Source organism: Mycobacterium shottsii (assembly GCF_010728525.1).
Lineage (GTDB): Bacteria > Actinomycetota > Actinomycetes > Mycobacteriales > Mycobacteriaceae > Mycobacterium > Mycobacterium marinum.
The window spans coordinates 4,053,529-4,079,824 of the sequence record NZ_AP022572.1 but is presented as its reverse complement, the minus strand read 5'-3'; the positions used below and the strand labels follow the sequence as shown (position 1 = coordinate 4,079,824).

The 26,296-nt window shown below is 64.5% G+C and carries 20 protein-coding genes and 9 pseudogenes; 16 read left to right on the top strand and 13 right to left on the bottom strand.

The window, feature by feature from the left end; translation table 11 throughout:
• Nucleotides 1–33 precede the first annotated feature (33 nt).
• The gene (locus G6N41_RS18845) at nucleotides 34–1,302 is read left to right on the top strand and encodes a sialate:H+ symport family MFS transporter (protein WP_198965362.1); all 1,269 of its coding nucleotides are present in this window, start codon (nucleotides 34–36) and stop codon (nucleotides 1,300–1,302) included.
• Nucleotides 1,303–1,397: 95 nt separating this feature from the next.
• On the opposite strand, the gene G6N41_RS18840 is transcribed toward G6N41_RS18845, so the two are convergent.
• Nucleotides 1,398–2,669 carry a competence/damage-inducible protein A gene (locus tag G6N41_RS18840; protein WP_456319719.1) on the bottom strand — a complete coding sequence of 424 codons (1,272 nt, stop codon included), beginning with the start codon at nucleotides 2,667–2,669 and terminating at the stop codon, nucleotides 1,398–1,400.
• Between the two features lie 125 nt (nucleotides 2,670–2,794).
• Here G6N41_RS18840 and G6N41_RS18835 point away from each other — a divergent pair, with 125 nt between their 5' ends.
• Nucleotides 2,795–3,118 carry a hypothetical protein gene (locus G6N41_RS18835; protein WP_198965361.1) on the top strand — a complete coding sequence of 108 codons (324 nt, stop codon included), beginning with the start codon at nucleotides 2,795–2,797 and terminating at the stop codon, nucleotides 3,116–3,118.
• 199 nt (nucleotides 3,119–3,317) lie between these two features.
• Complete coding sequence (locus G6N41_RS18830; RefSeq protein WP_012394499.1) at nucleotides 3,318–3,812, top strand: macro domain-containing protein; 495 nt, start codon at nucleotides 3,318–3,320, stop codon at nucleotides 3,810–3,812.
• Here G6N41_RS18830 and G6N41_RS18825 read toward each other — a convergent pair.
• Complete coding sequence (locus tag G6N41_RS18825) at nucleotides 3,809–4,135, bottom strand: MTH1187 family thiamine-binding protein (protein WP_012394498.1); 327 nt, start codon at nucleotides 4,133–4,135, stop codon at nucleotides 3,809–3,811. The two genes, G6N41_RS18830 and G6N41_RS18825, sit on opposite strands and share 4 nt — an antisense overlap.
• 296 nt (nucleotides 4,136–4,431) lie before the next feature.
• On the opposite strand from G6N41_RS18825, the gene dtd reads away from it, so the two are divergent.
• A complete protein-coding gene (dtd, locus tag G6N41_RS18820; protein WP_198967920.1) occupies nucleotides 4,432–4,863 on the top strand; it encodes a D-aminoacyl-tRNA deacylase in 432 nt (143 codons plus the stop codon).
• Between the two features lie 41 nt (nucleotides 4,864–4,904).
• Nucleotides 4,905–5,810, top strand: a pseudogene (locus G6N41_RS18815) (class I SAM-dependent methyltransferase); the annotation flags it as partial.
• Here the strand turns inward: G6N41_RS18815 and G6N41_RS18810 are convergent.
• The 8 genes and pseudogenes from G6N41_RS18810 to G6N41_RS18760 all read right to left on the bottom strand — a co-directional run.
• Nucleotides 5,691–6,831 (bottom strand): annotated as a pseudogene (locus G6N41_RS18810) (zinc-binding dehydrogenase); the annotation flags it as partial. The pseudogenes G6N41_RS18815 and G6N41_RS18810 overlap by 120 nt on opposite strands.
• A gap of 10 nt (nucleotides 6,832–6,841) precedes the next feature.
• Nucleotides 6,842–8,772, bottom strand: a pseudogene (locus G6N41_RS18805) (flavin-containing monooxygenase).
• A gap of 50 nt (nucleotides 8,773–8,822) precedes the next feature.
• Nucleotides 8,823–11,089, bottom strand: a pseudogene (locus tag G6N41_RS28855) (PE family protein).
• Nucleotides 11,090–11,306: 217 nt separating this feature from the next.
• Complete coding sequence (locus G6N41_RS28850) at nucleotides 11,307–11,882, bottom strand: hypothetical protein (RefSeq protein ID WP_231608534.1); 576 nt, start codon at nucleotides 11,880–11,882, stop codon at nucleotides 11,307–11,309.
• A 5-nt stretch (nucleotides 11,883–11,887) separates the two neighbouring features.
• Nucleotides 11,888–12,343 (bottom strand): hypothetical protein, encoded by a 456-nt coding sequence (locus tag G6N41_RS18775; RefSeq protein ID WP_198965355.1) that lies wholly within the window; start codon nucleotides 12,341–12,343, stop codon nucleotides 11,888–11,890.
• Nucleotides 12,297–13,168: pseudogene (locus G6N41_RS18770) on the bottom strand (IS5 family transposase). The gene G6N41_RS18775 and the pseudogene G6N41_RS18770 overlap by 47 nt, the downstream one beginning before the upstream one ends.
• A gap of 60 nt (nucleotides 13,169–13,228) precedes the next feature.
• The gene (locus G6N41_RS18765; RefSeq protein WP_407663831.1) at nucleotides 13,229–14,101 is read right to left on the bottom strand and encodes an IS5 family transposase; all 873 of its coding nucleotides are present in this window, start codon (nucleotides 14,099–14,101) and stop codon (nucleotides 13,229–13,231) included.
• Between the two features lie 46 nt (nucleotides 14,102–14,147).
• Nucleotides 14,148–14,459, bottom strand: coding sequence for a hypothetical protein (locus tag G6N41_RS18760; RefSeq protein WP_198968063.1), 312 nt, complete (start codon nucleotides 14,457–14,459; stop codon nucleotides 14,148–14,150).
• Nucleotides 14,460–14,630: 171 nt separating this feature from the next.
• On the opposite strand from G6N41_RS18760, the gene G6N41_RS18755 reads away from it, so the two are divergent.
• The 3 genes from G6N41_RS18755 to G6N41_RS18745 all read left to right on the top strand — a co-directional run bounded on the left by G6N41_RS18755 (nucleotide 14,631) and on the right by G6N41_RS18745 (nucleotide 15,637).
• Complete coding sequence (locus G6N41_RS18755) at nucleotides 14,631–15,047, top strand: hypothetical protein (RefSeq protein WP_198965354.1); 417 nt, start codon at nucleotides 14,631–14,633, stop codon at nucleotides 15,045–15,047.
• 4 nt (nucleotides 15,048–15,051) lie between these two features.
• Nucleotides 15,052–15,345, top strand: a complete 294-nt coding sequence (locus G6N41_RS18750) for a hypothetical protein (protein ID WP_198965353.1) — start codon at nucleotides 15,052–15,054, stop codon at nucleotides 15,343–15,345.
• A gap of 73 nt (nucleotides 15,346–15,418) precedes the next feature.
• On the top strand, nucleotides 15,419–15,637 hold the full coding sequence (locus G6N41_RS18745; RefSeq protein ID WP_011739344.1) for an Rv1893 family protein: 219 nt from the start codon (nucleotides 15,419–15,421) through the stop codon (nucleotides 15,635–15,637).
• A 50-nt stretch (nucleotides 15,638–15,687) separates the two neighbouring features.
• On the opposite strand, the gene G6N41_RS18740 is transcribed toward G6N41_RS18745, so the two are convergent.
• The gene (locus G6N41_RS18740) at nucleotides 15,688–16,803 is read right to left on the bottom strand and encodes a nitronate monooxygenase (protein WP_198965352.1); all 1,116 of its coding nucleotides are present in this window, start codon (nucleotides 16,801–16,803) and stop codon (nucleotides 15,688–15,690) included.
• 186 nt (nucleotides 16,804–16,989) lie between these two features.
• On the opposite strand from G6N41_RS18740, the gene G6N41_RS18735 reads away from it, so the two are divergent.
• From G6N41_RS18735 to G6N41_RS18705, 7 genes and pseudogenes are all read left to right on the top strand, one after another.
• A complete protein-coding gene (locus G6N41_RS18735) occupies nucleotides 16,990–17,205 on the top strand; it encodes a hypothetical protein (protein WP_198968068.1) in 216 nt (71 codons plus the stop codon).
• A 72-nt stretch (nucleotides 17,206–17,277) separates the two neighbouring features.
• Nucleotides 17,278–17,691 carry a hypothetical protein gene (locus G6N41_RS18730; RefSeq protein ID WP_198965351.1) on the top strand — a complete coding sequence of 138 codons (414 nt, stop codon included), beginning with the start codon at nucleotides 17,278–17,280 and terminating at the stop codon, nucleotides 17,689–17,691.
• Between the two features lie 10 nt (nucleotides 17,692–17,701).
• Nucleotides 17,702–18,277: a hypothetical protein gene (locus tag G6N41_RS28845; RefSeq protein ID WP_231608587.1), complete on the top strand. Its 576-nt coding sequence runs from the start codon at nucleotides 17,702–17,704 to the stop codon at nucleotides 18,275–18,277.
• Between the two features lie 434 nt (nucleotides 18,278–18,711).
• Nucleotides 18,712–19,998, top strand: a complete 1,287-nt coding sequence (locus G6N41_RS18720) for a cytochrome P450 (RefSeq protein WP_198965350.1) — start codon at nucleotides 18,712–18,714, stop codon at nucleotides 19,996–19,998.
• Between the two features lie 24 nt (nucleotides 19,999–20,022).
• Nucleotides 20,023–21,036, top strand: a pseudogene (locus G6N41_RS18715) (alcohol dehydrogenase catalytic domain-containing protein).
• 29 nt (nucleotides 21,037–21,065) lie between these two features.
• Nucleotides 21,066–21,617, top strand: coding sequence for a YceI family protein (locus tag G6N41_RS18710; protein WP_198965349.1), 552 nt, complete (start codon nucleotides 21,066–21,068; stop codon nucleotides 21,615–21,617).
• Nucleotides 21,618–21,791: 174 nt separating this feature from the next.
• Nucleotides 21,792–22,518 (top strand): annotated as a pseudogene (locus G6N41_RS18705) (DUF4389 domain-containing protein).
• Here G6N41_RS18705 and G6N41_RS18700 read toward each other — a convergent pair.
• Nucleotides 22,482–23,624 carry a DUF7159 family protein gene (locus G6N41_RS18700; RefSeq protein ID WP_198965348.1) on the bottom strand — a complete coding sequence of 381 codons (1,143 nt, stop codon included), beginning with the start codon at nucleotides 23,622–23,624 and terminating at the stop codon, nucleotides 22,482–22,484. The pseudogene G6N41_RS18705 and the gene G6N41_RS18700 sit on opposite strands and share 37 nt — an antisense overlap.
• A gap of 489 nt (nucleotides 23,625–24,113) precedes the next feature.
• Nucleotides 24,114–24,985: pseudogene (locus G6N41_RS18695) on the bottom strand (IS5 family transposase).
• 286 nt (nucleotides 24,986–25,271) lie between these two features.
• Here G6N41_RS18695 and ag85B point away from each other — a divergent pair.
• A pseudogene (ag85B, locus tag G6N41_RS18690) lies at nucleotides 25,272–26,249 on the top strand (diacylglycerol acyltransferase/mycolyltransferase Ag85B).
• The last annotated feature ends 47 nt before the right edge of the window (nucleotides 26,250–26,296 follow it).

Sequence of the window (26,296 nt, the reverse complement as noted above, 5' to 3'; positions counted from 1 at the left end):
CCAGGTGCGCGGTCCGGCGTGCGGTACGCCACGATGCAGAACGTGAAAACACCGTGGCTGAACGTCGACCAGCGGAATTCGTTTATCGCGGCGTTCTTGGGCTGGACGATGGACGCGTTCGACTACTTCATCGTGGTGCTGGTCTACGCCGACATCGCAAAAACCTTTCATCACACCAAGACCGAAGTCGCGTTCGTGACCACCGCGACGCTGGCCATGCGGCCGGTGGGTGCGCTGATCTTCGGGCTGTGGGCAGATCGGGTCGGCAGGCGCGTTCCGCTCATGGTCGACGTGGCCTTGTACTCGGTGGTCGGGTTCTTGTGCGCCTTTGCCCCCAACTTCACGGTGCTGGTGATCTGGCGCCTGCTCTATGGCATCGGCATGGGTGGTGAGTGGGGATTGGGTGCGGCGCTTGCCATGGAGAAGGTTCCCGTCGGTCGGCGCGGATTTTTCTCTGGGCTGCTGCAAGAGTGCTATGCGTTCGGCTATCTGCTGGCCACGGTGTCGAGCCTGGTGGTGATGAACTGGCTGGGTCTGTCCTGGCGCTGGCTGTTCGGGTTGTCCATCATCCCCGCGTTGATCAGCCTGATCATTCGGTACCGGGTGAAGGAATCCGAGGTGTGGGAGGCCGCGCAGGACCGGATGAAGCTCACCAAGACCCGAGTCCGAGACGTGCTGCGCAACGCGGCGATCATCCGCCGGTTCGTCTACCTGGTGTTGCTGATGACCGCCTTCAACTGGATGAGCCACGGTACCCAGGACGTCTACCCGAGTTTCCTCACCGCCACCACCGACCACGGTGCCGGATTGTCGTCGGCTACCGCCCGCTGGATCGTGGTCGTCTACAACGCGGGCGCCATCATCGGCGGGCTGATGTTCGGCACCCTTTCGCAGCGCTTCGGCCGGCGATACACGATTGCGTTCTGCGCGGTATTGGCGTTGCCGATCGTGCCGATATTCGCTTATTCGCGTACCGCCGCGATGCTGTGCCTGGGTTCCTTCTTGATGCAGCTATGCGTGCAGGGGGCCTGGGGCGTGATCCCGGCGCACTTGACCGAGATGTCGCCGGACGCCATTCGTGGCCTCTACCCCGGGGTCACCTATCAGCTCGGCAACCTGCTGGCGGCGATGAACCTGCCCATTCAGGAACATCTGGCCGAAACCCACGGGTATCCGTTTGCCTTGGCCGTCACAATCGTGCCGGTGTTGACCGTGGTCGCGGTGCTGGCGCTGATCGGCAAGGACGCGACCGGTATCCACTTCGGCACTGCCGAGACCGCCTTTTTACCAGGGAAGACATGACGCAGACAGCGTCGGGATCGCGAAATGCGCGCTCCGGCAAGCCCGACTCGGGGGCGGTCGCCGCACGATCGACCGGCGGTGAATCGTCGGCCGAGTTATTCGCTCAACGCACGCCGCAACAGGTGCATGGCAACGGTTGTTGAGCGTTCGCGGATGTCGGACCGATTTCCGGGCAGCCGCAGCGTTCGAGTGACGTTGCGACCGTCGCCGACCAACACGCAAAAGCAGACTGTCCCGACCGGCTTTTGCTCGGTTCCCCCACCGGGACCGGCGATTCCGGTAATCGCGACCGCGGTGTCGGCGCCGAAGCGCTGCAATGCCCCCGCCGCCATGGCCTGCGCCACCCGTTCTGAAACTGCCCCGTGCATCTCGATCAGTGCTGGGTCGACGCCGAGCAACTCGGCCTTAGCCTCATTGGAGTAACTCACCACACCGCCCATGACATAGGCCGAAGAGCCAGGACGGTCGGTGAGCCGAGCGGCCAGGAGTCCAGCGGTGCACGATTCCGCGGTCGCGATGCGCCGGTCGGCAAGCAATCGTGCCACCAGATCGTCCACCTGCGAGCCGTCTTCGGAGTAGATCTGATCGCCATGGCGATCGCGCAGCAGTCGCGCTACTTGCGCATAGGTGTCTGCCGCGCCCGGTTCGTACCGCGTGACCATCTCGATTTCTCCGCGCCGCAGGCATGTTGTGATCTCTAGCGCGCCAAAATCGGGGATGGTCGTCTCGGCGCTGCGCAAGGTCTCGGCCAACCCGGACTCCGGCAGTCCGAACATCCGTATTGTCTCTTGCCGGTAGGTCGTTCGGCCGGCGATCGCCTCCTGCGCCCCGGGCATCTGAATGGCACTGTGCCACATGGGCTGAAGCTCGCGCGGGGGTCCTGGAAGCACCATGACCGCCGGCTTTCCCGGCACCACCAGACCAGGCGCGGTACCCACCGGATTGATCACTTGCGCACCAGCCGGGATCATCGCTTGCTTCTGATTGGCGGCCAGTACCGAGTCGAAGTTGCCGGGGTCGAAACCCGGGTTGCGCGCCATCAGCCTCTTGAGGATGTTGGCGATCGTGTCTTCCAGTTCCGCGTCCAGTATCAGCTCGCGTCCACAGAAACGAGCGACCACCTCGACGGTCATGTCATCGGCCGTAGGTCCTAGACCACCGCTGGTGATGATCAGGTCGAGGTCCTGGTCTGCCATGAATCGCAGCTGCGCTTCGATGTCGGCAGGGCGGTCGCCGCAGATGGTGATGTGGGCCAGCTCGACACCCAGCTCGAGCAGCTGGTCGGCGATCCACGGACCGTTGCGATCTTGGACACGGCCGGTGAGAACCTCAGTTCCGGTGACCACGATGCCCGCACGTGCGCTCACCGCCATCAGCCTACACACCGGCCGATCCGGCGACGAAAGTGCCTTCTTGGCAAGTCGATTAGTGCCCAGCTGGGGTGCTACGGCCGGGGCCGCTTATTCGGCGCTCAGCGCCTGCAGGTGATCTAGTGGGCCGGGCTGCCAGGTTGACCCGGCTGGCCGGGCTGACCGGGCTGACCGGGGGTTCCGCCGGGGCCCGGCTCACCGCCGGCTTCGCCCGGACCACCCTCGCCGGGCCGACCGCCTATGCCAGGCGCACCGCCCGGTCCGCCGGCGCCGCCCCGGCCGCCTTGACCTCCAGGACCGCCGGCACCGCCGGCACCGTCCCTGCCGCCGGCACCACCGGCTCCGCCGGCACCACCGCGGCCACCCGCCCCGCCTTGGCTGTCTTGGCCGCCGGGCTCACCGGTATCGCTACTCATGCGATTCGCGCCGGTAGGGGTGTGCAGTGACGAGCCATCGGTGTGCCTCCTGGTGGGCCAGCCAAACTTCCTCGGTTGTGTCACGTTATCTCAGCGGCCGCCTCGACCGGCATCAGACTCCAGGTCGTGCCGTGGCAGTCCCTCCGCTTTGGTCCGCGCCGTCGCGGCTGGCTGGCCGAAGCCGGCCGTTTGATGGCGTTTCCGGCGGTGCGCGACGGACAATGGGCCCATGATCGAGCTAGAGGTAGTCCAGGCTGACGTCACGAAGCTCGAACTCGACGCGATCACCAACGCCGCCAATACCCAACTTCGCCATGCCGGTGGCGTCGCAGCGGCCATCTCCCGCGCCGGTGGGCCGGATATCCAACGTGAATCGAATGAAAAGGCGCCGATCGGGCTCGGAGAGGCGGTCGAAACCACGGCCGGCGAGATGCCGGCGCGCTACGTGATCCACGCGGCGACAATGGAGCTGGGCGGTCCTACCTCGTCCGAGATCATCTCTCGGGCCACCAGCTCTGCCTTGCGCAAGGCAGATGAGCTCGGTTGCCGCTCGCTGGCCTTGGTGGCATTTGGCACCGGCGTTGGCGGCTTCCCGCTCGAACGGGCGGCACGGCTGATGGTCGAAGCGGTGCGGCGACACCACCCGGGTTCGCTAAAGCGGGTGGTTTTTGCCGTGCACGGAAATGCGGCCGAGAAAGCATTTGTAGCTGCAGTGCAGGCCTAAGGTGCTGGCTGATCGCTGCCGGGCTGAGCTAGGTAACGCTCTACCGACGCGACTTTGCCGGTCATTGCGTCACTGGCTTCCCGGCGCCAGTCCGCCTTGATCACGGTGCTGACTCGCGGCGCGCGGGCCGCGACGGCCTCCACCGCGCGCTGTACCACCGCCATGACCTCTTCCCAGGTATCGCCTTCGATCACGGTGAACATCGAGTCCGTCTGGTTGGGCAATCCGGAATCGCGAACCACCCGAACCGCTTCGGCCACGATCTCGCCAACGCCTTCACCAACGCCCATCGGGGTAACGGAAAACGCGACAAGCACAGACACGCTTTTCTCCTATGTCAAGCCGCTGTCGGTCGGCACGGCTGTACTCGGCACCGCGACGGCCAGGACCGCGGCCACGGCAGCAAGAAACCGGCCCTCAGCACGATACGCCCCGCAGTGGGAGAACAGCCGTCGGCAATTGGCGAGATCGGTTGCTTCCGCCAGTGCCGCCGCTACCGCCAGACCAGGCGATCGAATTTCCGCCACCGCAACACGTGGCACCCTCACGCTCACAGCGACATGCGCCTACCCAGACCGGCACCTTGGCGCTACGACCCGACCTGGCAGCATCGAGGCCCATGCGGGTTCTGGTGCAACGGGTGTGCTCGGCAGCGGTGACGGTCGACGGTGACGTGGTCGGCGCCGTCCGGCCGCCCGGCCAGGGACTGCTGGCCTTCGTCGGTGTGACTCACGGTGACGACGGCAACAAGGCCCGGCGGCTTGCCGAAAAGCTCTGGTATTTGCGTATTCTCACCGACGAGAAATCGGCTTCTGACCTTGGCGCGCCGATTCTGGTGGTCAGTCAGTTCACGCTCTACGCCGATACCGTCAAGGGACGGCGGCCATCGTGGAACGCTGCGGCGCCGAGGGCGGTGGCTGAGCCGCTGGTGGCCGCGTTCGCTGAGGCCTTGCGGGCGCTGGGCGCCCACGTGGAAGCCGGTGTCTTCGGGGCCCACATGCAGGTTGAACTCATCAACGACGGTCCGGTGACCGTCATGCTGGAACTGTGATCGCGTGCGGTGGTAGGTTGGCGCCGTAGCGGGAGGTATCGATGACTACATCCGAATATGGATCTCGTCGTTCCGACGATGACCAGTGGGACATCGTCAGCGGCGTCGGTTACACCGCATTGCTGGTGGCGGGATGGCGCGCGCTGGACACGGTCGGGCCGCAACCGCTGGCTCCCGACGAGTATGCGAAGTACTTCATCGCGGCGTCCGGGGATGCGTATTTGAACGACCAACTCGCCCATCCGCCAACCTCCGTGGACGAAACCGCGTTCCCCCGCCTCTACGGAGTCCAGACACGGTTTTTCGATGACTTTTTCCGCTCCGCCGCCGCCGCGGGAACCAAACAGGCGGTGATCGTCGCCGCCGGTCTTGACTCGCGGGCCTATCGGCTCGAATGGCCATCCGGAACAACGGTATTCGAGATCGACCTGCCACAAGTTCTCGAGTTCAAAGCACGGGTGCTGCAGCGGCATGGTGTCGAGCCCAAAGCGCGACGAAACGAGGTAGCGGCGGATCTGCGCACCGACTGGCCGGCGACGCTGCACGCAGCTGGGTTCGAGCCGGGTCAGCCCAGCGCCTGGTCGGCGGAGGGACTGTTGCCATATCTGACCGCTGACGCGCAAGATGCCCTATTCGCGCGGATCGATGACCTTTGTGCGCCGGGCAGCCGAATCGCCACGGGGGCCCTGGGGTCGCGGTTGGATCACGATCAGCTCGTCGCCCTGGAGCAGACGCACCCCGGGGTCAATCTGTCTGGCGACGTGAACTTCTCTGCCTTGACGTATGACGACAAGACCAATCCGGCCCAATGGCTGGCGGCGCGCGGGTGGGTCGTCGAACTTGTTCGCAACACGCTCGAGTTGGAAGCCGGCTATGGAATGACGCCCCCCGCGGTGGATGTGCGCCTCGACGCCATCATGCACTCTGAGTACATCGTCGCTACTAAACCTTGAGCAGCACCTTCACGTCATTGCCGGACCGGGAACCGGCAATCGAGTACCCCTTGGCAGCTTCGTCCAGTGGCAATGAAGTGGTGAAGATCCCGTCCACATCAAGGCGTCCCGACTCGAGCAACGGAATCAATTCTGACCAGGTGCGCTGCACGGGTGCGATGGTCAGTCGCAATGTGATGCTGCGCAGCAGGCAGGTCAGGGCGGGAAGCGGAAACGGCTGCAGATCGTGAACGCCGACAACGGACACGGTGCCGCCGGCCCGAACGGCGTTGAGCGCGTCGGTCATTGATGCGTCGGTGCCCACGGCATCAATCACCGAATCGGCGCCGCGCCCACCCGTCGCTGCGACAATGGCCTCGGCCGCCGGAGAAGCGACGGCGGTCGCTCCCCATTCGGAGGCCCGCTGCAAGCGCCCCTGCACTCGATCCACCGCGAACACGGTCGCAGCGCCTTGGGCGAGGGCACTGCGCACCGCGCACAGCCCCACCGCGCCCAGGCCGATGACTGCCACCGTTGCGCCAAAGGGGATATCGGCCCGGCGTGCGGCCGCCCAGCCGGTTGCGAGGTTGTCGGTGAGCAGCAACGCCTGCTCGGTGGTGATCGCAGCGGGAATCTTGAGCACCTGGAAGTCCGCGGCCGGGACCGCGAGCAGGTCGGCCTGCGCGCCGCCCAGCGCGCCGGATCCGAAGATCTGTGGCCCGGAAACACACATCGCCGGATCGCGGGTGGCGCAACCCGCGCAGGCACCGCACCCGGCCACCGAGGACACCATGACCTGGTCACCAACTTCGACGGTGTGGACGTCGGGTCCTTTCTCCACCACCGTGCCAACCGCCTCATGACCCAGGGCCACCGGTTCGGCCAGGGGGTATTCGCCCTCGTAGAAATGCAGGTCGGAACCGCAGATGCCCGCGGCGCTCACGGCGACTATGACTCCGTCAGATCCGGGCAGTGCCGGGTCGGGGCGGTTGTCGACGCGGATACTGCCCGGCTCGTCGATGACTACGGTGCGCATGTCGGCGTGCTCACTTTCTTTGTCGGAGAACGAACTGAGACCAATCGGGCTGACGTACCGCGGCCCAATACTCGTTGAGCCGCCACGGGCTGACGGTATGAATTTCCCCGTCGGCGTTCTTGAAGTAGGAATGCTTGACGGCCGGGTGCGACCACACCATCTTCTTGATCTCGGCTTGCGTCCGCTCGTGCCAGCCCGCGGCCGCTTCGTCAGTCGGTTCCAGTGAACCAATGCCATCGGCCACCAAGCGTTCCAGGCACAGGTTGATATAGCGCATTTGAAGTTCCGATTGAAAGATCAGGCTGCCGCCGTGGGCGAGATGCGTGCCGGGCCCGTAGATGAGAAAGAGATTGGGAAATCCCGGAACCGTGATCCCCAGGTAGGCGTAGGGCCGGCTCCCCCACACGCGGTGCAGGTCGATTCCATTGCGGCCGATGACCTGCAGCGGCCACAGCACATCGGTGTGCCGAAAGCCGGTGGCGTAGACAATCACGTCAACGCTGTGCGTCACGCCGTCTTCGGTAACGATGCCGGTGGGTGTGATGCGCTGAATCGGAGTGCGCACCAAGTCCACGTTGTCGCGCTGCAGCGTGGCCAGCCAGCTACCGTTGTCCTGCAGGGTCCGTTTGCCGGTAGCCGGATAGTCGGGCAGCACCTTGCTCAATAGCGCGTCGCCGTCGGCGACTTGGCTGCTGATCCACTGGCTGAACATCATCCGCGCCGCGGCGTTGATATCGCTGACCGCATAGTCCTGGTCGGCGTAGTTCGGATCGGTACGGGCGGCGTCGAGGCCCTTGTCGGCTCCCGGCCAGAGCAGCAGGAATCGGTACCACCTGCCGTAGAACGGCAGGTGGCGCATCGCCCAGCGCACGCCGTCTCCGACTTCGTCGTGATACATGGTGTTGGGAAACATCCATTGGGCCGTGCGCTGAAACACGGACAGCTGCGCCACATCCCCGGCAATCGCCGGTGCGATCTGGAAACCGCTGGCGCCGGCCCCGACCAGGGCGACCCGCTTACCGGTCAGGTCCACCGACCGGTCCCAGGCTGCGGAGTGAAGCGATGGCCCGGCAAAGGTGTCGGCGCCGTCGAATTCCGGGACATAGGGACGGTTCAGCTGACCCACGGCGGTGATGAGCGCCCGCGCCGAGAGGGTGCGCGTTGTACCGTCGGCCGACCGCAGCCGAACGGTCCAGACTCCGTCGTCATCGTTCCACTCGGCCCCCAGGGCTTCGGTATTCCACTGGATATGCCCACCCAGATCGTGCGTGTCGATCGCCTTTGCGAAATAGTCCTGCAGCTCCCACTGTTCGGCGAAGAAATGCGTCCAATCGTTGTTGGGTTCAAAGCTGTAGCAGTAGAAATGGTTGGCTACATCAACACGCGCGCCGGATAGCGGTTTTCCCACCACGTTCCGCCCTGTCCGGCGTTCTTCTCCACAATCGTGAACGCAATGTTGGCTTGCTTGAGGCGAATTCCGGCCAGGATCCCCGATTCGCCGCAGCCGATCACGATGACCGGGAACTCCGCCGCGCTCTCCGAAGGCAGGGCTACCGGCCGGCGTTGGTCCAGCCCCTCGAGGTCCATCTCTTCAGCGAGCAGAGGCAAGTAGTTATCGGGGACGTGCTCGCACGCGGCCCAGTCCAGCATTTCCCGGATGAGCTCACCGCTCAGGGGCTTGGGCTCGGGGCAGCCCTGGTCGCGATACTCGCTGATCACCGCCAGAGCCTCAGTGCGTGCTCGGGCCTTGTCGTCCTCCGACATGAATCCCTGCACTTCGTTGAGAAATAGACCCATGGGCTTGAAGTCACGGATGAAACGGGCATCGCCGGTGATGTGCACCAGGGAGAGCAACAGCGTCGGGATGCTTACGTCCTCGAGCGCGGCGGCGATCTCTGCTGTGGTCGTGGCGAACGGCAGGCCGGCGTAACGACTTGGCATTTCGGCCTTTCTCTCGGCGGACCGCAATTACACTACTCAACGTATCGTAATTAGCAGCACAACGCTACCGTTGCTTGCGGTACCTGAGCAAGAGTCGCCATTTCTTGCGCACCGAGGCGCGTCATCCAGATGGTGGCAACCGCTATCAATAAGGGGCAGGCACCGTAGTCTCCGTCGGACCCATCGTGGCCGGCCAGAGATCCACCTGTGCCGCCGGCGCCACCGGTTCCGCCGGAATCCCCCCGGCCGCCGTCGCCGCCGTCGCCGATCAACTGGGCGTTGCCGCCGCTGCCGCCGTTGCTGGGGAAGACACCGGTTGGGCTTACCCCGGCGCTGCCGCCGGTGCCGCCATGGCCGATCAGCGCTGACATTCCGCCATTGCCGCCGTCTCCGGCCGGGTGAACACCCGCGGTGGAACCACCGGACCCACCTGCTCCGCCGTTGCCGAATAGCCAGGCCCCGGTCCCGCCATTGCCACCGTCACTTCCTAGGGCAGTGCTGAAGCCGTCCGCCCCGGTGCCGCCGGCTCCGCCGTTGCCGATCAGCCCCACCGCATTGCCACCGTTGCCGCCGCCGTCCGCACCGAGGATGAACCCGCTGCTGACAATGTTGGCGCCGCCGTCGCCACCGTTGCCGATGGCTGTCCCCCCCCGAACCACCATCGCCGGCGAAGCTGTTGTAGATCGCCCAGCCACCATTGCCGCCGTTGCCGACCAGCCCGGCGTTACCGCCGTCGCCGGCGGTGCTTTGAAAGCCGGCGGACCCGCCGTCGCCGCCATCGCCGAACAGCGATCCCCCGGCGCCGCCATGGCCGCCTATGCCGTTCTGCCGAAGAACACCCGCGGAGCCGCCGTCGCCGCCGTTGCCGATCAGGCCAGCGTCACCGCCGGCTCCGGCAGCGGCTCCGCCCCTGGAGGTGCCACCATCGCCGCCGTTGCCGTACCACTGGCCGCCAGCGCCCCCGGCGCCGCCAACCCCGCTGACCGCGCCGAAGGCCTGGTTGTAACCCCCGGTTCCACCGGTACCGCCGTTGCCGAGCAATCCAATCGCGGCGCCGCCGGCGCCCTCCGCGCCCCCCGAATCGCCGATGCCGATGCCGAGCCCGCCGATCCCACCATGGCCGCCATTGCCGATCAGCCACCCGCCAGCACCGCCCGCGCCGCCGGACATTCCGGTTGTACCGGGCCCGCCGATCCCGCCATTGCCGCCGTTGCCAATCAGCCCCGCGGCGCCACCGGCGCCCCCGGCCTGACCGGATAGACCGTTGCCGCCGTTGCCACCGTTGCCATACAACAACCCGCCGTCCTAACCGGATTCACCCGGCGCTCCGTCGGCGCCGTCCCCGATCAATGGGCGACCCAGCAGCGCCTCGGTAGGAGCATTGACCACGTCAAGCGGATTGCCGATCAACCCGACCGCACCAGCCGCGCCGGCGGACCCGCCCGAGTCGCCCAGGCCGCCACTGCCGCCGTCGCCCACGAATTGGGCGCTGCCGCCGTTGCCGCCGATCCCGCCCGCTACGCCGGAGAGGCCCGCCGCGCCGGCACCGCCGGCGCCGCCGTTGCCGAACAACAGCCCGCCGGTACCGCCGGACCCGCCGGCCCCACCAGCGATGAAGATATCGGGGCCGTTACCGCCTGTTCCGCCGGTTCCGCCGTGCCCGAACAGGCCGACGGCGTCGCCTCCGGTCCCGCCGATGCCGCCGATACCTGTGGTGCCGATGCCGCCCCGCCCGCCGGTGCCGCCGTTTCCTAACAGCCACCCGCCGGCCCCGCCGGCCCCGCCAGCCAAACCGGTGGTCCCAGGCCCGCCGATACCACCGCTACCGCCGCTACCGATCAACCCCGCGGCCCCGCCAGCGCCGCCGGCCTGGCCCACTCCGGCCGTTGTCCCCGTTGCCGCCGTTTCCGTACAGGAGTCCGCCGTCGCCGCCGGATTGCCCGGGCGCCCCGTTGGCGCCGTCGCCGATCAGCGAGCGTCCGAACAGTGCCTGGGCAGGCGCATTCAGCACGTCGAGCGCCGCCTGCAGGGGCGAAGCATTTACGGCCTCGGCGCCGGCATAAGCCCCCGCGCCGGCGGTCATTGCCTGCACAAACTGCAGGTGAAACGCGCTGGCTTGCTCACTCAACGCCTGATAGGACTGCGCGTGCGCGCCAAAGAATGCCGCGATTGCAACCGATACCTCATCAGCGCCGGCGGCCAGGACCTCGATCGTCGGGGCCGCCGCCGCATTGGCTGTGCTGAGCGCAGAACCGATGTCGGCCAAGTCCGACGCCGCCGCTGCCACGTACTCAGGGGAGGCCACCACAAACGACATCACGTTCTCCTCGCACCGATTGCCTTCGACCAGACCGGAAGCGGTGGAGCGCGGTGCGCCCTGCAGCCAACTCCGAAACTGACTACACATTATAGTATGGTATGTTCAGTTGTCCTGTCGACACGAACAATTGGATGGCTGCGGGGCAGGTCGGCGGTGATCGCGACGAGTTCCGTGATGCATCAAGTCAAGATGCCTGCGAAACCTGGTTCATGCATCAGGTAAGGAATGCCCGCGAAATCGGGGTCAGGTGGTGGTCTTGCTTTTGATGCGGATGCCGGCTTTGAGGGCGGGTAGAGCGGCGGGTATGGCGGCGAGGTAGAGCTGTTCGGTCTTGTCTTTGGCGAGTCTGAGCAGGGCGGCTTGCAGGTCGGCGATCTGGTGGGCGATCGCGGCGGGGTTGAGGCTGTTGCGGTAGGTGAGCAGCTCTGTTTGTTGGGCCGCTGAGAGGACTCCGGCGGCCAGCAGCCGGTCCAGGGGTCTGGGGCTTGTCGTAGAGCCGGCGGCGGTGACCGTCGCGGCTGCAGCCGTAGCTGATGGGTTTGATGGTGGGGGTCAGGTAGTTGAGCCGGTCGTTGACCAGGTGCCACAGCCGGTTGAGCACGGCGCGTTCTTCGTCGGTGTCGTAGCGGTAGTAGAACCCGTAGCGACGCACGAGGTGGTTGTTTTTGGACTCGATGGTGGCCTGGTCGTTCTTCTTGTAGGGTCGTGAGCGGGTGAAGAAGATCTCCATGTCCGCGGCCCACTTGATGACCGCCTTATTGAGGAATTCGGTGCCGTTGTCGAAGTCCAAACCCGTTACCTTATAGGGATTTTAGTAATTCCGGTTTTGAGGGCGCCCAGGATGTGGGGGTGGGCGTTGTTGCGCACCGTGCGGGTGAACACCCAGCCGATGTGCATGTCGGTGAGGTTGACCGTGCGGGCGAACTCACCTTTCAGTGTCGGGCCGCAGTGCGCCACGGTGTCGCCTTCGAAGAACCCCGGAGATTCTTCGGCCTCATCGCCTGCTTTGCAGATGGTGATCGAGGACCGCAGCAGCGGGGAGGGTTTCGTCGTCGACACACCCGAGATCTGGTCGCGGGCCTTGGCGCCGCGCAGGTAGCGGTCGATCGTGGCGCTGCTCATCGCCAACAGCTCGGCACGCACCGCCGGGCCGTAACGGTCACGGCCGTCCACCAGTTCGCCGTGGCGTTCTAGGTCCTGTCTGCTAATTGCGGACGCGGTGGTAGGTGATGATGGCGGCCAGGGTGGCACCGCTGAGGTAGGTCAGGGCGTATTTGTCGTAGCAGGTGGCGACCGCGCGCCAGTGTTTGAGCCGGTTGAAGCTTCGCTCGACGGTGTTGCGGTGCTTGTAGATTCGGCCTGAGAACCCCGGAGGCCGTCCTCTGTTGCGGCCTTTGGCTTTGCGGCGGGTGATCTGGTCGCTGCGCTCGGGGATGGTATGGGCGATCTTGAGCCGGCGCAGCTGTGCCCGCGTCGAGTCATGGGAGTACGCCTTGTCCGCCAGCAGGCGATACGGGGCGTATGAGTTGCTGCACCGGGCGGCCAGCAATGGCCAAAGCATCGGATTATCACCGGCTTGACCGGCCGACAGTGCCAGGGTGACCGGACTGCACAGCTGGTCGGTCAAGGCGTGGATCTTGGTAGTCAGCCCGCCGCGGGAACGCCCAATGGCGTGGTCATCGGGCTCATCGAGATATTTCTTGTAATTCGACAGATCCCCCTGTGCGGCGCCCGGGGCGCTCCGGCTGCGTGTTGGTGGGCGCGCACACTGGTCGAATCGACCGACAACAGTGCGCCCAGGTCGGCGTCCTCGGCGTCGAGGTCAGAGGCGATCGCCGCGAAGATCCGCGCGTAGATGCCATCGACCGACCAGCGTAGATGCCTCTCGGCCACCGATTGCCAGGGACCGAAGTGCTCGGGCAGGTCACGCCACGGAGATCCCGTACGGTAACGCCAGATAATGCCCTCCAGAGTACGTCGATGATCGTTCCACGGCCGGCCACGCCGCCGCCCCGCAGGCAACACCGCCACGATCAGCGACCACAAATCATCAGAAATCGCATGCGTCCGCATCACCCAAACAGCATCAGCCAAAACACCATTCACATTAAGCAGACACGCCCTAGGTCCTGTCTGCTAATTGCGGACGCGGTGGTAGGTGATGATGGCGGCCAGGGTGACACCGCCGAGGTAGGTCAGGGCGTATTTGTCGTAGCAGGTGGCGACCGCGCGCCAGTGTTTGAGCCGGTTGAAGCTTCGCTCGACGGTGTTGCGGTGCTTGTAGATTCGGCCTGAGAACCCCGGAGGCCGTCCTCTGTTGCGGCCTTTGGCTTTGCGGCGGGTGATCTGGTCGCTGCGCTCGGGGATGGTATGGGCGATCTTGAGCCGGCGCAGCTGTGCCCGCGTCGAGTCATGGGAGTACGCCTTGTCCGCCAGCAGGTGAAACGGGGCGTCTGAGTTGCTGCACCGGGCGGCCAGCAGTGGCCAAAGCATCGGATTATCACCGGCTTGACCGGCCGACAGTGCCAGGGTGACCGGACTGCACAGCTGGTCGGTCAAGGCGTGGATCTTGGTAGTCAGCCCGCCGCGGGAACGCCCAATGGCGTGGTCATCGGGCTCATCGAGATATTTCTTGTAATTCGACAGATCCCCCTGTGCGGCGCCGGGGCGCGCTCCGGCTGCGTGTTGGTGGGCGCGCACACTGGTCGAATCGACCGACAACAGTGCGCCCAGGTCGGCGTCCTCGGCGTCGAGGTCAGAGGCGATCGCCGCGAAGATCCGCGCGTAGATGCCATCGACCGACCAGCGTAGATGCCTCTCGGCCACCGATTGCCAGGGACCGAAGTGCTCGGGCAGGTCACACCACGGAGATCCCGTACGGTAACGCCAGATAATGCCCTCCAGAGTACGTCGATGATCGTTCCACGGCCGGCCACGCCGCCGCCCCGCAGGCAACACCGCCACGATCAGCGACCACAAATCATCAGAAATCGCATGCGTCCGCATCACCCAAACAGCATCAGCCAAAACACCATTCACATTAAGCAGACACGCCCTAGAGCATCCAACTGAAGTGCCATGGAAGCGGCCAGGTACCGGCCGCACTGCCCGCCTGAGGCCGCCCACACCTTCTGCAACACCTTGAGCGCATCCTAGAGTACTTCGGATTGCGTTGCCGGCGAGTCCGTTTGGCGACCTGCCGACCCGCTCCCGGCGGCGCGGCCGCCGCCCTCAACCGCCGCCGGGCGTTGTCACGCGACCAGCCGGTGACCGCCACCACCTGATCCAGAATCTGCCCCTTGTCCGCCTTCGGCGCCCCCACATACGCCCTGGCGAACTTCGCGGTGATCTCGGCCCGAGACGACATCGACAGCCCACTTCCCATGCCTGCCAAGGATCGACCGTTTCGCGGGCATTTTTACGTGATGCACCGAGGGCGCTTCACGGGCATTTTTCGTGATGCTTGCCGCAATCTTGTGGGCCAGGCCACAATCGTTATGCTTTGGGAAAGCTTGCCGGTGCCACGAAGGGGTGGAAGATGATTCGGGAACTGCTCGCCGCCGCGGCAATCACGGGTGCCGCAATCGGTGTAGCACCTGTCGCCGTGGCCGACCAGCCGCATTACGAGGGTGACGTGCCAGGGATGAACTACGGCGCCTCATTGGGTGCGCCTTGCGACAACTACGAACGCTTTATCTTCGGACGCGGCACCAGCGGCCAAGCCGAGGCGTGCCATTTCCCGCCGCCCAACCAGTTCCCGGCCGCCACCACCGGCTATTGGGTAATCTCCTACCCGCTGTACGGGGTCCAGCAGGCCGGCGCGTCGTGCCCGGGTCCGAATTCCGCCGCCCAGACCGAAGACGGCTTGCCGATGCTCTGTCGGGGTGCCCAGGGATGGCAGGCCGGATGGTTTACCGGAGCGGGCTTCTTTCCCCCGAGTGATCCAGTGACCTGATCCGATGACGCCCGAGGCGCAGCAAGCCGAATCGCCGATCCCGCGGTGGTTACGGTTTGTCCTCGCGTCGGATCGGGCGGGCTCGGCGTGGTACATCGGGGCCGGATTCTTTTTCGCGCCAGTGTTGGTTTTGTTGTCCCCGTGGCCGGCGGTTACCGCGGTCCTGTGGTGGATCATCGGGCTCGCCGGGCTGTGGCTGGGTCTGCTTGGAATAGCGATGGCGGTTGGGCTGGCCCGGGTGTTGCGGTCCAGTGACGATATCCCGGAACAATACTGGCGCACCCTGGTCGACTACTGACGCTGGCATGTTCGAGGCGAATTCGCCGGGACTACAGTCGTATCAAGCATCCACCAACGAAAAGGAGCCTCCGATGGCCATCAATCCCAAAGATGCAGTCAACGCGGCCAGGGACATCGCGACCAATGCCGTCGAGAAGGCCTCCGACATTGTCGAGAACGCCAGTGACATCATCCGCGGCGACGTCTCCGGGGGAGCCAGCGGCATTGTGCAGAACTCGATCGATATCGCGACCCACGCGGTCGACAAGGTCAAAGAGGTGCTCATCGGCAAGGACGACGACCTGGACTAGTCCCGGCTGGCAATCACCGACACCAGGCTCGGCGGGCCGCGCGACTGCCGTCAGACGGCGGCGGCGTTGAGTTCGTCGAGCCTGTTGGTTGCCTCGAGATATTCCTGCACCCATCTCTCGATGACGGTGGCAGCCTTCTCGACCTTGGTGAACTGTCCGACCACCTGACCAACCGGATTGAACGCGAAGTCCACGGTTTCGGTCGGGTACTTGTTGGTGGCCCGCACAGCCATGCCGGAGACCATGTACTGCAGTGGCATGCCTAGCGGCTTCGGGTTGTCCGCTTGCTCCCACGCCTCGGTCCAATCGTTGCGCAGCATCCGGGCCGGTTTTCCGGTGAACGAGCGGCTACGGACCGTGTCGCGGCTGGATGCCTTGGCGTATGCCGCTTGTTGCACTGGGGTGTTGGAGGCCTCCTCGACCATCAGCCACTGCGAACCCGTCCATGCCCCTTGACATCCCAGCGCCAGGGCCGCGGCGATCTGCTGGCCACTGCCGATACCACCGGCAGCCAGGACGGGGACCGGTGCCACTTCCTTGACGACTTGCGGCCACAAGACAATCGAGCCCACCTCACCGCAGTGCCCGCCGGCCTCGCCACCCTGGGCGATGATGATGTCGACGCCCGCGTTCGCGTGCTTGCGGGCCTGCGAGGGCGAGCCGCACAAGGCGGCAACCTTGCGGCCTCGCTCATGAATATGCGCGATCATCTCCGCCGGAGGGGTGCCGAGCGCATTGGCGATCATCGTCACATTCGAGTGCTCGAGTGCCACTTCCACCTGGGGAGTGGCCGTCGCCTCGGTCCAGCCGAGCAACTGCAGACTGTCCTCGTCGGCGTCCTCAATTGGGACACCGTGATCAGCGAGGATCTTGCGGGCAAAGTCCAGATGCTGTTGCGGAACCATTGACCGCAACGTGTTGGCCAGTTCCTCCGCTGACAGGTGCGAGTCCATGCCCTCGTACTTGTTGGGGATGACGATGTCAACGCTGTAGGGGTGATCGCCGATCCAGTTGAGCTCGATCTCTAGCTGTTCGGGGGTAAATCCAACCGCCCCCAGGACGCCGAAGCCCCCGGCCTTGCTGACCGCGACGACAACATCGCGGCAGTGCGTGAACGCGAAGATTGGAAACTCAATGCCAAGCTCGTCGCATATGGCGGTGTGCATGCCTGCTCCCCGGAAACTAACGGACGATGACGGAATTGGAACGTGTTCTAGTTTAGTACGCCCACCGGTAGCCTGACCAGCCGCCGGCAAGCATCACGAGAAATGCCCGTGAAGCGTCCTCGGTGGATCACGTAAAAATGCCCGCGAAACGGTCGATCCTTGGCAGGCATGGGAAGTGGGCTGTCGATGTCGTCTCGGGCCGAGATCACCGCGAAGTTCGCCAGGGGGTATGTGGGGGCGCCGAAGGCGGGCAAGGGGCAGATTCTGGATCAGGTGGTGGCGGTCACCGGCTGGTCGCGTGACAACGCCCGGCGGCGGTTGAGGGCGGCGGCCGCGCCGGCGGGAGCGGGTCGGCAGGTCGCCAAACGGACTTGCCGGCAACGCAATCCGAAGTACTCCTAGGATGCGCTCAAGGTGTTGCAGAAGGTGTGGGCGGCCTCAGGCGGGCAGTGCGGCCGGTATCTGGCCGCTTCCATGGCACTTCAGTTGGATGCTCTAGAACGCCACGGCGAACTGGTGGACGGCCGTGACCGTTACGGCCCGGCGGTGCGTGCCGAGCTGTTGGCGATGAGCAGCGCCACGATCGACCGCTACCTGCGCGGCGCCAAGGCCCGCGACCAGATCTCGGGTGTGTCGACGACGAAACCCTCCCCGCTGCTGCGGTCCTCGATCACCATCTGCAAAGCAGGCGATGAGGCCGAAGAATCTCCGGGGTTCTTCGAAGGCGACACCGTGGCGCACTGCGGCCCGACACTGAAAGGTGAGTTCGCCCGCACGGTCAACCTCACCGACATGCACATCGGCTGGGTGTTCACCCGCACGGTGCGCAACAACGCCCACCCCACATCCTGGGCGCCCTCAAAACCGGAATTACTAAAATCCCTATAAGGTAACGGGTTTGGACTTCGACAACGGCACCGAATTCCTCAATAAGGCGGTCATCAAGTGGGCCGCGGACATGGAGATCTTCTTCACCCGCTCACGACCCTACAAGAAGAACGACCAGGCCACCATCGAGTCCAAAAACAACCACCTCGTGCGTCGCTACGGGTTCTACTACCGCTACGACACCGACGAAGAACGCGCCGTGCTCAACCGGCTGTGGCACCTGGTCAACGACCGGCTCAACTACCTGACCCCCACCATCAAACCCATCAGCTACGGCTGCAGCCGCGACGGTCACCGCCGCCGGCTCTACGACAAGCCCCAGACCCCTGGACCGGCTGCTGGCCGCCGGAGTCCTCTCAGCGGCCCAACAAACAGAGCTGCTCACCTACCGCAACAGCCTCAACCCCGCCGCGATCGCCCACCAGATCGCCGACCTGCAAGCCGCCCTGCTCAGACTCGCCAAAGACAAGACCGAACAGCTCTACCTCGCCGCCATACCCGCCGCTCTACCCGCCCTCAAAGCCGGCATCCGCATCAAAAGCAAGACTACCACCTGACCCCGATTTCGCGGGCATTCCTTACCTGATGCATGAACCAGGTTTCGCAGGCATCTTGACTTGATGCATCACGGATTGGATAGCAAAGCCGACGGTGCGGGACAAAGGCGGCGATCAACCGCCGTCACCGGCGGCGAGGCCGGGGGCTCGGGTGGCCTGCCAGACGGATTTGACCAGTGCCTTCGGTGTACTGCGGCGCCGCTACCCGTCGTGTCGGGCCGGTCGGCGCTGGCCGCGGTGGGCAAGCGCGCTCGTCGTCGCGGGAGGTTCGCGCGGTGTCTCTTCGAGGCCGGTCGGGACTCGTGAACTCGTTTCGGTCTCGGACATGTCAGGAAATCCTGGCGGCTGAACGCGTTGCAATTTCTCTTCGCGGATCTGGTCGGAGTTCTTCCCAACCGCGGTGGAGCAATGGATTATGGGCAATAGACGACGACTAACAGAATTCGCATCGAGGAGTGGCCTTATGCCAGCTGCCGAGCCAACCGCCACGTCGGTCCCCAATCTGCCTCCCGGATTCGATTTCACCGACCCCGACATCTACGCGGAGCGGTTACCGGTAGCCGAACTCGCCGAGATGCGTCGATCCGCGCCCATCTGGTGGAACGAACAGCCGACGGGCTGCGGTGGGTTCGACGACGGCGGTTTTTGGGTGGTGACAAAGCACAAGGACGTCAAGGAGATCTCGCTGCGCAGCGATGTCTTTTCCAGCCTGCAAAAGACCGCGCTCCCCCGCTACAAAGACGGCACGGTTGATGAGCAGATCGAACGCGGCAAGTTCGTGCTGCTCAATATGGACGCACCGCAACACACCCGGCTGCGCAAGATCGTCTCGCGCGTATTCACCCCAAGGGCGGTCGAGCGGCTGCGCGACGACCTCAGAGAGCGCGCTCGGCGGATCGTCGAGGCGGCCGCGGCCGAGGGGCGGGGGGACTTTGTGGAGCAGGTGTCTTGCGAACTGCCGCTGCAAGCCATCGCTGGCTTGATGGGCGTACCGCAGGAAGACCGCAAGAAGCTTTTTCACTGGTCCAACGAGATGGTCGGCGACCAAGATCCAGAGTTCGCTACCAATGATGCTCTGACCGCTTCCGTCGAACTCATCATGTACGGCATGCAGATGGCGGCCGACCGGGCGAAGAACCCGGGCCAGGATCTGGTCACCAAGCTGGTCGAGGCCGACATTGACGGCCACAAGCTCTCCGACGACGAGTTCGGCTTCTTCGTCATCCTGCTGGCGGTGGCCGGCAACGAAACCACCCGCAACTCCATCACCCAGGGCATGATGGCTTTCACCGACTTCCCCGATCAGTGGGAGCTGTACAAGCGGGAGCGTCCAGTCACCACCGCCGACGAGATCGTGCGTTGGGCGACTCCGGTGACCTCGTTCCAGCGCACCGCCCTGGAAGACTATGAACTGTCGGGGGTGCGGATCAAAAAGGGCCAGCGGATGGTGATGTTCTACCGCTCCGCCAATTTCGATGAAGACGTATTCGATGACCCGTATACGTTCAACATCCTGCGCGACCCAAACCCACATGTGGGTTTTGGCGGTACCGGCGCGCACTATTGCATCGGGGCCAATCTGGCCCGGATGACGATCGACCTGATGTTCAATGCGATCGCCGATGTGATGCCGGATCTGGAATCGATCAGCCAGCCCGAGCGGCTACGGTCGGGCTGGCTGAATGGAATCAAACACTGGCAGGTCGACTACCACAGCGATTCATCCGGGAAATGTCCTGTCGCGCACTGACAAACGAATAGTAGAGGCGAGTTGATGGCAACCCACAAAGCTGTCCAAATTGGTGCGGCGGGCGGGCCCCTGCAGCTGGTTGACGTCGATACTGCTCCGCGGGGTGATGGTGAGGTGCGTATATCAGTTTCTGCGTGTGGTATTTGCGGCACCGACCGGGCATTTGTGCTCGGGGCCTTTCCAGGCCTGGGCTGGCCGCTGACGCCTGGACACGAGATCGCCGGCAGAATAGCCGAAATCGGAAATGGGGTTGAGGATTTCGCGGTTGGCGACCGCGTCGCTGTCGGTTGGTTCGGCGGAAACTGTAACCACTGCGATCCCTGCCGCAAGGGAATGTTCATCCACTGCGCCAAGATGAAGGTTCCGGGCTGGCAGTATCCCGGTGGCTATGCGGAATCGGTGACGGTGCCGGCCACCGCGCTGGCTCGCATTCCGGCGGAGCTCTCCGACGCCGAGGCGGCTCCAATGGGTTGCGCCGGCGTCACGACGTACAACGCGTTGCGTCATACCCGGGCACGGCCGGGCGATCGGGTGGCGGTGCTCGGTGTCGGGGGTCTGGGCCATCTGGGGCTACAGTTCTGCCGTGCCATGGGTTTTGAGACTGTGGCGATCGCTCGCGGTAGTGCCAAGGCCGAGGATGCACGCCAGCTGGGAGCCCACCATTACATCGATTCCACCACAGGTGACGTAGCGGAAGGATTGCGACGGATCGGCGGTGCCGCGGTCGTGTTGGCGACCGCTGGCAATTCGGCAGCTATGGCTGAAACGGTGGGCGGACTTCTTCCCCGCGGCGAGCTGGTCGTCATCGGCGTGACGGCTGATCCGCTACCGATCAGCCCGGTCCAGCTGATCAACCCCGGCCTCAGCGTCACGGGTCACCCATCCGGTACCGCTAAAGACGTGGAGGAAACCATGCATTTCGCGGTCTTGTCCGGTGTGCGGGCCTGAATCGAAGAGCGACCGCTCGCGCAGGCCGCCGATGGCTATGAGGCGATGGAGCAAGGCCGGACGGGCTATCGGACGGTGCTGGTCATGTAAGTGCCAGGCCAAGCGAATACAGTCGTGTTGTGAGCGAGGCTGTGTGGACCCTGGACGCTTCCGACGGCGAGCTACTCATCGGCACCGGTGTCGCGGGACGGGCAGCGAAAATGGGCCATCGACTGACCATTGCGATGACCCGCTGGCAAGCGACGGTGAATTGGGTAGCTGACGAGCCCAGCGCCGCAGAGCTCATTGTCGAGGCGGATTCGCTAGAGGTGCTACGCGGCGAGGGCGGAGTCAAGGGGCTTTCCGGGCCGGAGAAGGTCCTGGTGCGGTCCAATGCACTGAAATCGTTGCGCGCCGATCGGTTTCCGCGCATCGAATTCTCCGCCGATGCCATCGAGAAGACCGCGGATGGTTACCGGCTCAGTGGGCCATTGCATATTCACGGAACGTCGCATCAGCACGTAATCGACTTGCACACAGATGATCTGGGCGATTCATGGCGCATGTCCACCGAAACGGCGGTTCGCCAGTCCGACTACGGTGTCAAACTTTACTCACTGCTGATGGGATCGCTGCAGGTTGCCGATGAGGTGACGATCTCATTCAGCGCCGTGCGGGCCAAGAATGGTTGATGAACGGTTTGCCGGCCGCCGATAAACCGCTGGAAGACAACGTGTTACCGCTCCGGTGGCCGCCGTACCGCCGCCCGCGCTGAAAGGCTTCTGGTGCTTGGTGGCTTTCCCGGCAGTAGCCTTCGTGGTGTGCAAGAGCGTGATGACCAGTACGTGTAGTCGAAGGAGCCGTCGATGACGCAACCAACTGCCTATCCGGTCCGGGTGGGGGGGATATCGATCCCGCATTGTCACGTTGGCAATGGCTGATCAAGTGGATCTTGGCGATTCCGCACTACATCGTCCTGGTTTTCCTGTATCTGGGCGCCTTCGTGGCCACCGTGATTGCTTTTTTCGCGATCCTGCTCACCGGCAGATATCCACGGCCGCTGTTTGATTTCAACGTCGGTGTCATGCGGTAGCGGTGGCGGGTCGCGTTTTACGCGCTGACGGTGTTGGGCACCGACCGCTATCCGCCATTCAGTCTGCGGGAGAACCCGCAGTACCCTGCCGATCTGGATGTCGAGTATCCGCAGCGCCTACATCGCGGTCTGGTGTTGATCAAGTGGTGGCTGCTGGCCATTCCCCACTACCTGATATTGGCCGCCTTCTTTTCCGGCGGCTGGCGCGTGGTCATGCTTGGCCGGCATGAATTAGGCGGTGTAATGCTGCCGTCGCTGGTGATGATTGTGGTGGTTAGCGCCGCGATAGCACTGTTGTTCACCGGGCGCTACCCCGATGGCTTGTACAACCTCTTGATCGGAGTCAACCGTTGGAGCCTGCGAGTGCACGCCTATGCCGGGTTGATGCGCGACGAGTACCCCCCGTTTCGGCTCGACATGGGTCCACGCGAGCCCTTCGAGTGAGCCTGACCAAGGTGGCGGACTACTCAGGTGGGCGAGAGCCCTCTTCTTCGCCGTAGCTGCCGGGGATGTGCGTAAGCACTCGGGTCAACATCGGTGATCCATCCGCGGGCTCGGACTGCGGTGCCTCCCCGCCAGGTTGTTCGACCGGCGCGGCGTCGGTGATCTGCTCACCGGCGGTAAGACGAATAGGCTCCTGCCCCGCACCGGGTGCCGGTGCCTGATGAGGAGCGGACGGCTCTGGTTGCGCGGGCATCGGCACAACGGGGGCGACCGCTTCTACGATCTCAGGCGTTGGCTTGTGCCCCGCGTGACCGGTGGCTGTGTGATGCCAATCCGGGGTGAGCTGCAGACCGATCGCCAGTGACAGCGACCCAACGAAGGTCACCGCGGCGGCCGCCAGGGTGGTTGCCGCTCCGGCGTAGTGCAGCGACCGCTTGGGTGCCGGGGCGGGTTCGCTGACGTCGGCGATCAGCCGGGCGTCGGTGAAATCGGTGCTCTGGGCGGCCGCCAGCGCTGCGCCGCGCGCAATTGTCACCTGGGCCATCGTCTGTGCGAAAACCGGCACCGGCAGAGCCTTTTCGAGCTGCCAAGAGAATTCTTCAACGTCGGTGTCCGAACCGACGACCACGACGGCGGCGGGGTGCCACGCACCGCGGTCGAACATTCCGGTCAGCCAGGAATTCAGGCCGTCGAATCCGCCTCGAACGTGCTTGACGGCGGTTTGAGTCTTCCCGTCTTGGGTATCAACCATCACAACGGTTGCCCAGTCGTGCTCGAGGATGCAGACCGCGGTCTGGTCATAGCCGATAACCGGTGCGATCGCTTCGGCCAGCGTCTCCACCGCGTCAAGCAGCCGAACCGGCACAACGTTGTCGAGACCCGCGTCGGTGAGTGCCTCGAGCAGCAGCGCGGCCTGCGCGGATGCCTCGTCGCTCCAGGTCACGCCGATCATGCGCAGGCGATGGCCCGCACCGCTGGCGACCTCTTTCGCGTGCCAAACCTCATCGGCGACCTGCTCGGCGGTGTGCACGATGCGCATGCCGCGAGAACCGTGCAACTGCGACTCGTGGTGATCGAGGATGGCGCCATCGGCACCGTGTCCTTCAGCGAGGACCCACCCGACGGTGGTCGGCGTTACTGATAGCCCAAGTACCGTATCCAAAACTTCGCACCTCAATCGTTTCCGGAGCCCGACGCCCTCAGCCACCGCCAGCGCGCACCAAGGGGCCCTGGTGTGCTGGTGTGGGCAGCGCCGGAAATGACCGGAATAGTGTGGTCTCCATCGGCTTGTCTTGACAGAGAGTACGCGGTCGATGCAAATTCGGCCGCCTCGGTAGGCAAACCCGCAGGTGACTCACAAGAAGTGGGCATTGCCGCTGGCGTCGGCTACGGCGCCAACGGAGCGCGGAATGCGTGGATTGCTCCAGCTGGCCGCCTCCCCGATATTCCGGCCGACTTTTCCGCCGATTCGTCATTTGATTCGTCTGATTCCTCAATTGAATCCGCAAGCGCTTTCTCCCCATACCGACCGATGCAACCCCATGCGGCACGCGCGCGCCGCCTGATTGGTTGCATATCGCCCCGCTGGCGGACCGCCACCGCGCGCGGGCGATCAGCTGACTAGGTGCGGGTGCCGACTAGGTCCTGTCTGCTAATTGCGGACGCGGTGGTAGGTGATGATGGCGGCCAGGGTGGCACCGCCGAGGTAGGTCAGGGCGTATTTGTCGTAGCAGGTGGCGACCGCGCGCCAGTGTTTGAGCCGGTTGAAGCTTCGCTCGACGGTGTTGCGGTGCTTGTAGATTCGGCCTGAGAACCCCGGAGGCCGTCCTCTGTTGCGGCCTTTGGCTTTGCGGCGGGTGATCTGGTCGCTGCGCTCGGGGATGGTGTGGGCGATCTTGAGCCGGCGCAGCTGTGCCCGCGTCGAGTCATGGGAGTACGCCTTGTCCGCCAGCAGGTGATACGGGGCGTATGAGTTGCTGCACCGGGCGGCCAGCAATGGCCAAAGCATCGGATTATCACCGGCTTGACCGGCCGACAGTGCCAGGGTGACCGGACTGCACAGCTGGTCGGTCAAGGCGTGGATCTTGGTAGTCAGCCCGCCGCGGGAACGCCCAATGGCGTGGTCATCGGGCTCATCGAGATATTTCTTGTAATTCGACAGATCCCCTGTGCGGCGCCCGGGCGCGCTCCGGCTGCGTGTTGGTGGGCGCGCACACTGGTCGAATCGACCGACAACAGTGCGCCCAGGTCGGCGTCCTCGGCGTCGAGGTCAGAGGCGATCGCCGCGAAGATCCGCGCGTAGATGCCATCGACCGACCAGCGTAGATGCCTCTCGGCCACCGATTGCCAGGGACCGAAGTGCTCGGGCAGGTCACGCCACGGAGATCCCGTACGGTAACGCCAGATAATGCCCTCCAGAGTACGTCGATGATCGTTCCACGGCCGGCCACGCCGCCGCCCCGCAGGCAACACCGCCACGATCAGCGACCACAAATCATCAGAAATCGCATGCGTCCGCATCACCCAAACAGCATCAGCCAAAACACCATTCACATTAAGCAGACACGCCCTAGCCGCCAACTGTCCTGGTCACAGCTGCATCACGGCTGCTGGGGCTGGTTTATCAGGGCCGGCGGGAGGTTATTACCGAGAAGTCGGGATCGTGGCGGCTCGCGTAGCACAGGTGCTGTGTCCGTGGCGGTGGCCGATATCCAAATGAAATGAGTTCGCGTCCCGATCGACATTTGCCGTACTCACGCGGTAAGTTCTGCCGGGAGCACACGACTACATACGGACAAGGGGCACAGGTATGACAGACGTGAGCGGGAAAATCCGAACCTGGGGACGGCGGCTGCTAATCGGCGCGGCTGCCGCGATAACCCTTCCTGGTCTGGTCGGACTCGCCGGCGGCGCGCCGGCTGCGAAAGCTTTCTCGCGTCCGGGCTTGCCCGTCGAGTACCTGCAGGTGCCATCCGCGGCGATGGGGCGCAGCATCAAGGTCCAGTTCCAAAGCGGCGGGGACAACTCGCCTGCGGTCTACCTGCTCGATGGCCTGCGCGCCCAAGACGACTAAAACGGCTGGGACATCAACACCCCGGCGTTCGAGTGGTACTACCAGTCAGGCCTGTCCGTCATCATGCCGGTAGGCGGCCAGTCCAGCTTCTATGCGAACTGGTACCAGCCCGCCTGCGGCAAATCCGGCTGCTCGACCTACAAGTGGGAGACGTTCCTAACCAGCGAACTCCCCGAATGGCTGTCGGCCAATCGCAGCGTCAAGCCCACCGGTAGCGCCGCGATCGGCATCTCGATGTCCGGCTCTTCGGCGATGATCTTGGCGGTGTACCACCCCCAGCAGTTCGTGTACGCCGGTTCGCTGTCGGCGCTGCTGGATCCGTCCCAAGGGATGGGACCGTCCTTGATCGGCTTGGCAATGGGTGACGCCGGCGGCTACAAGGCTGGCGACATGTGGGGGCCGTCCAGCGATCCCGCCTGGCAGCGCAACGACCCGACGATCCAGATCCCTGCCTTGGTCTCCAACAACACCCGCCTGTGGGTTTACTGCGGCAACGGCACCCCCTCCGAACTGGGCGGCGCGAACCTGCCCGCCGAGTTCCTGGAGAACTTCGTGCGTAGCAGCAACCTGAAGTTCCAGGACGCCTACAACGCGGCCGGTGGCCACAACACGGTGTTCAGCTTCAACGACAACGGAACGCACAGCTGGGAGTACTGGGGCGCACAGCTCAACGCTATGAAGGGCGACTTGCAGGCCAGCCTCGGCGCCGCCTGATCGCCAATCAGATCGCAACTGCTGGGCTTGACGGGCCCGGTTTTCCG

Excerpts from the sequence above, each read along its gene's own strand:
- G6N41_RS18845 (WP_198965362.1), top strand. The coding sequence starts at position 34 with ATGCAGAACGTGAAAACACCGTGGCTGAACGTCGACCAGCGGAATTCG.
- G6N41_RS18830 (WP_012394499.1), top strand. The coding sequence starts at position 3,318 with ATGATCGAGCTAGAGGTAGTCCAGGCTGACGTCACGAAGCTCGAACTC.
- dtd (WP_198967920.1), top strand. The coding sequence starts at position 4,432 with ATGCGGGTTCTGGTGCAACGGGTGTGCTCGGCAGCGGTGACGGTCGAC.
- G6N41_RS18760 (WP_198968063.1), bottom strand. The coding sequence starts at position 14,459 with ATGTCGTCTCGGGCCGAGATCACCGCGAAGTTCGCCAGGGCGTATGTG.
- G6N41_RS18755 (WP_198965354.1), top strand. The coding sequence starts at position 14,631 with ATGATTCGGGAACTGCTCGCCGCCGCGGCAATCACGGGTGCCGCAATC.
- G6N41_RS18750 (WP_198965353.1), top strand. The coding sequence starts at position 15,052 with ATGACGCCCGAGGCGCAGCAAGCCGAATCGCCGATCCCGCGGTGGTTA.
- G6N41_RS18745 (WP_011739344.1), top strand. The coding sequence starts at position 15,419 with ATGGCCATCAATCCCAAAGATGCAGTCAACGCGGCCAGGGACATCGCG.
- G6N41_RS18740 (WP_198965352.1), bottom strand. The coding sequence starts at position 16,803 with ATGCACACCGCCATATGCGACGAGCTTGGCATTGAGTTTCCAATCTTC.
- G6N41_RS18735 (WP_198968068.1), top strand. The coding sequence starts at position 16,990 with ATGTCGTCTCGGGCCGAGATCACCGCGAAGTTCGCCAGGGGGTATGTG.
- G6N41_RS18730 (WP_198965351.1), top strand. The coding sequence starts at position 17,278 with ATGGCACTTCAGTTGGATGCTCTAGAACGCCACGGCGAACTGGTGGAC.
- G6N41_RS18720 (WP_198965350.1), top strand. The coding sequence starts at position 18,712 with ATGCCAGCTGCCGAGCCAACCGCCACGTCGGTCCCCAATCTGCCTCCC.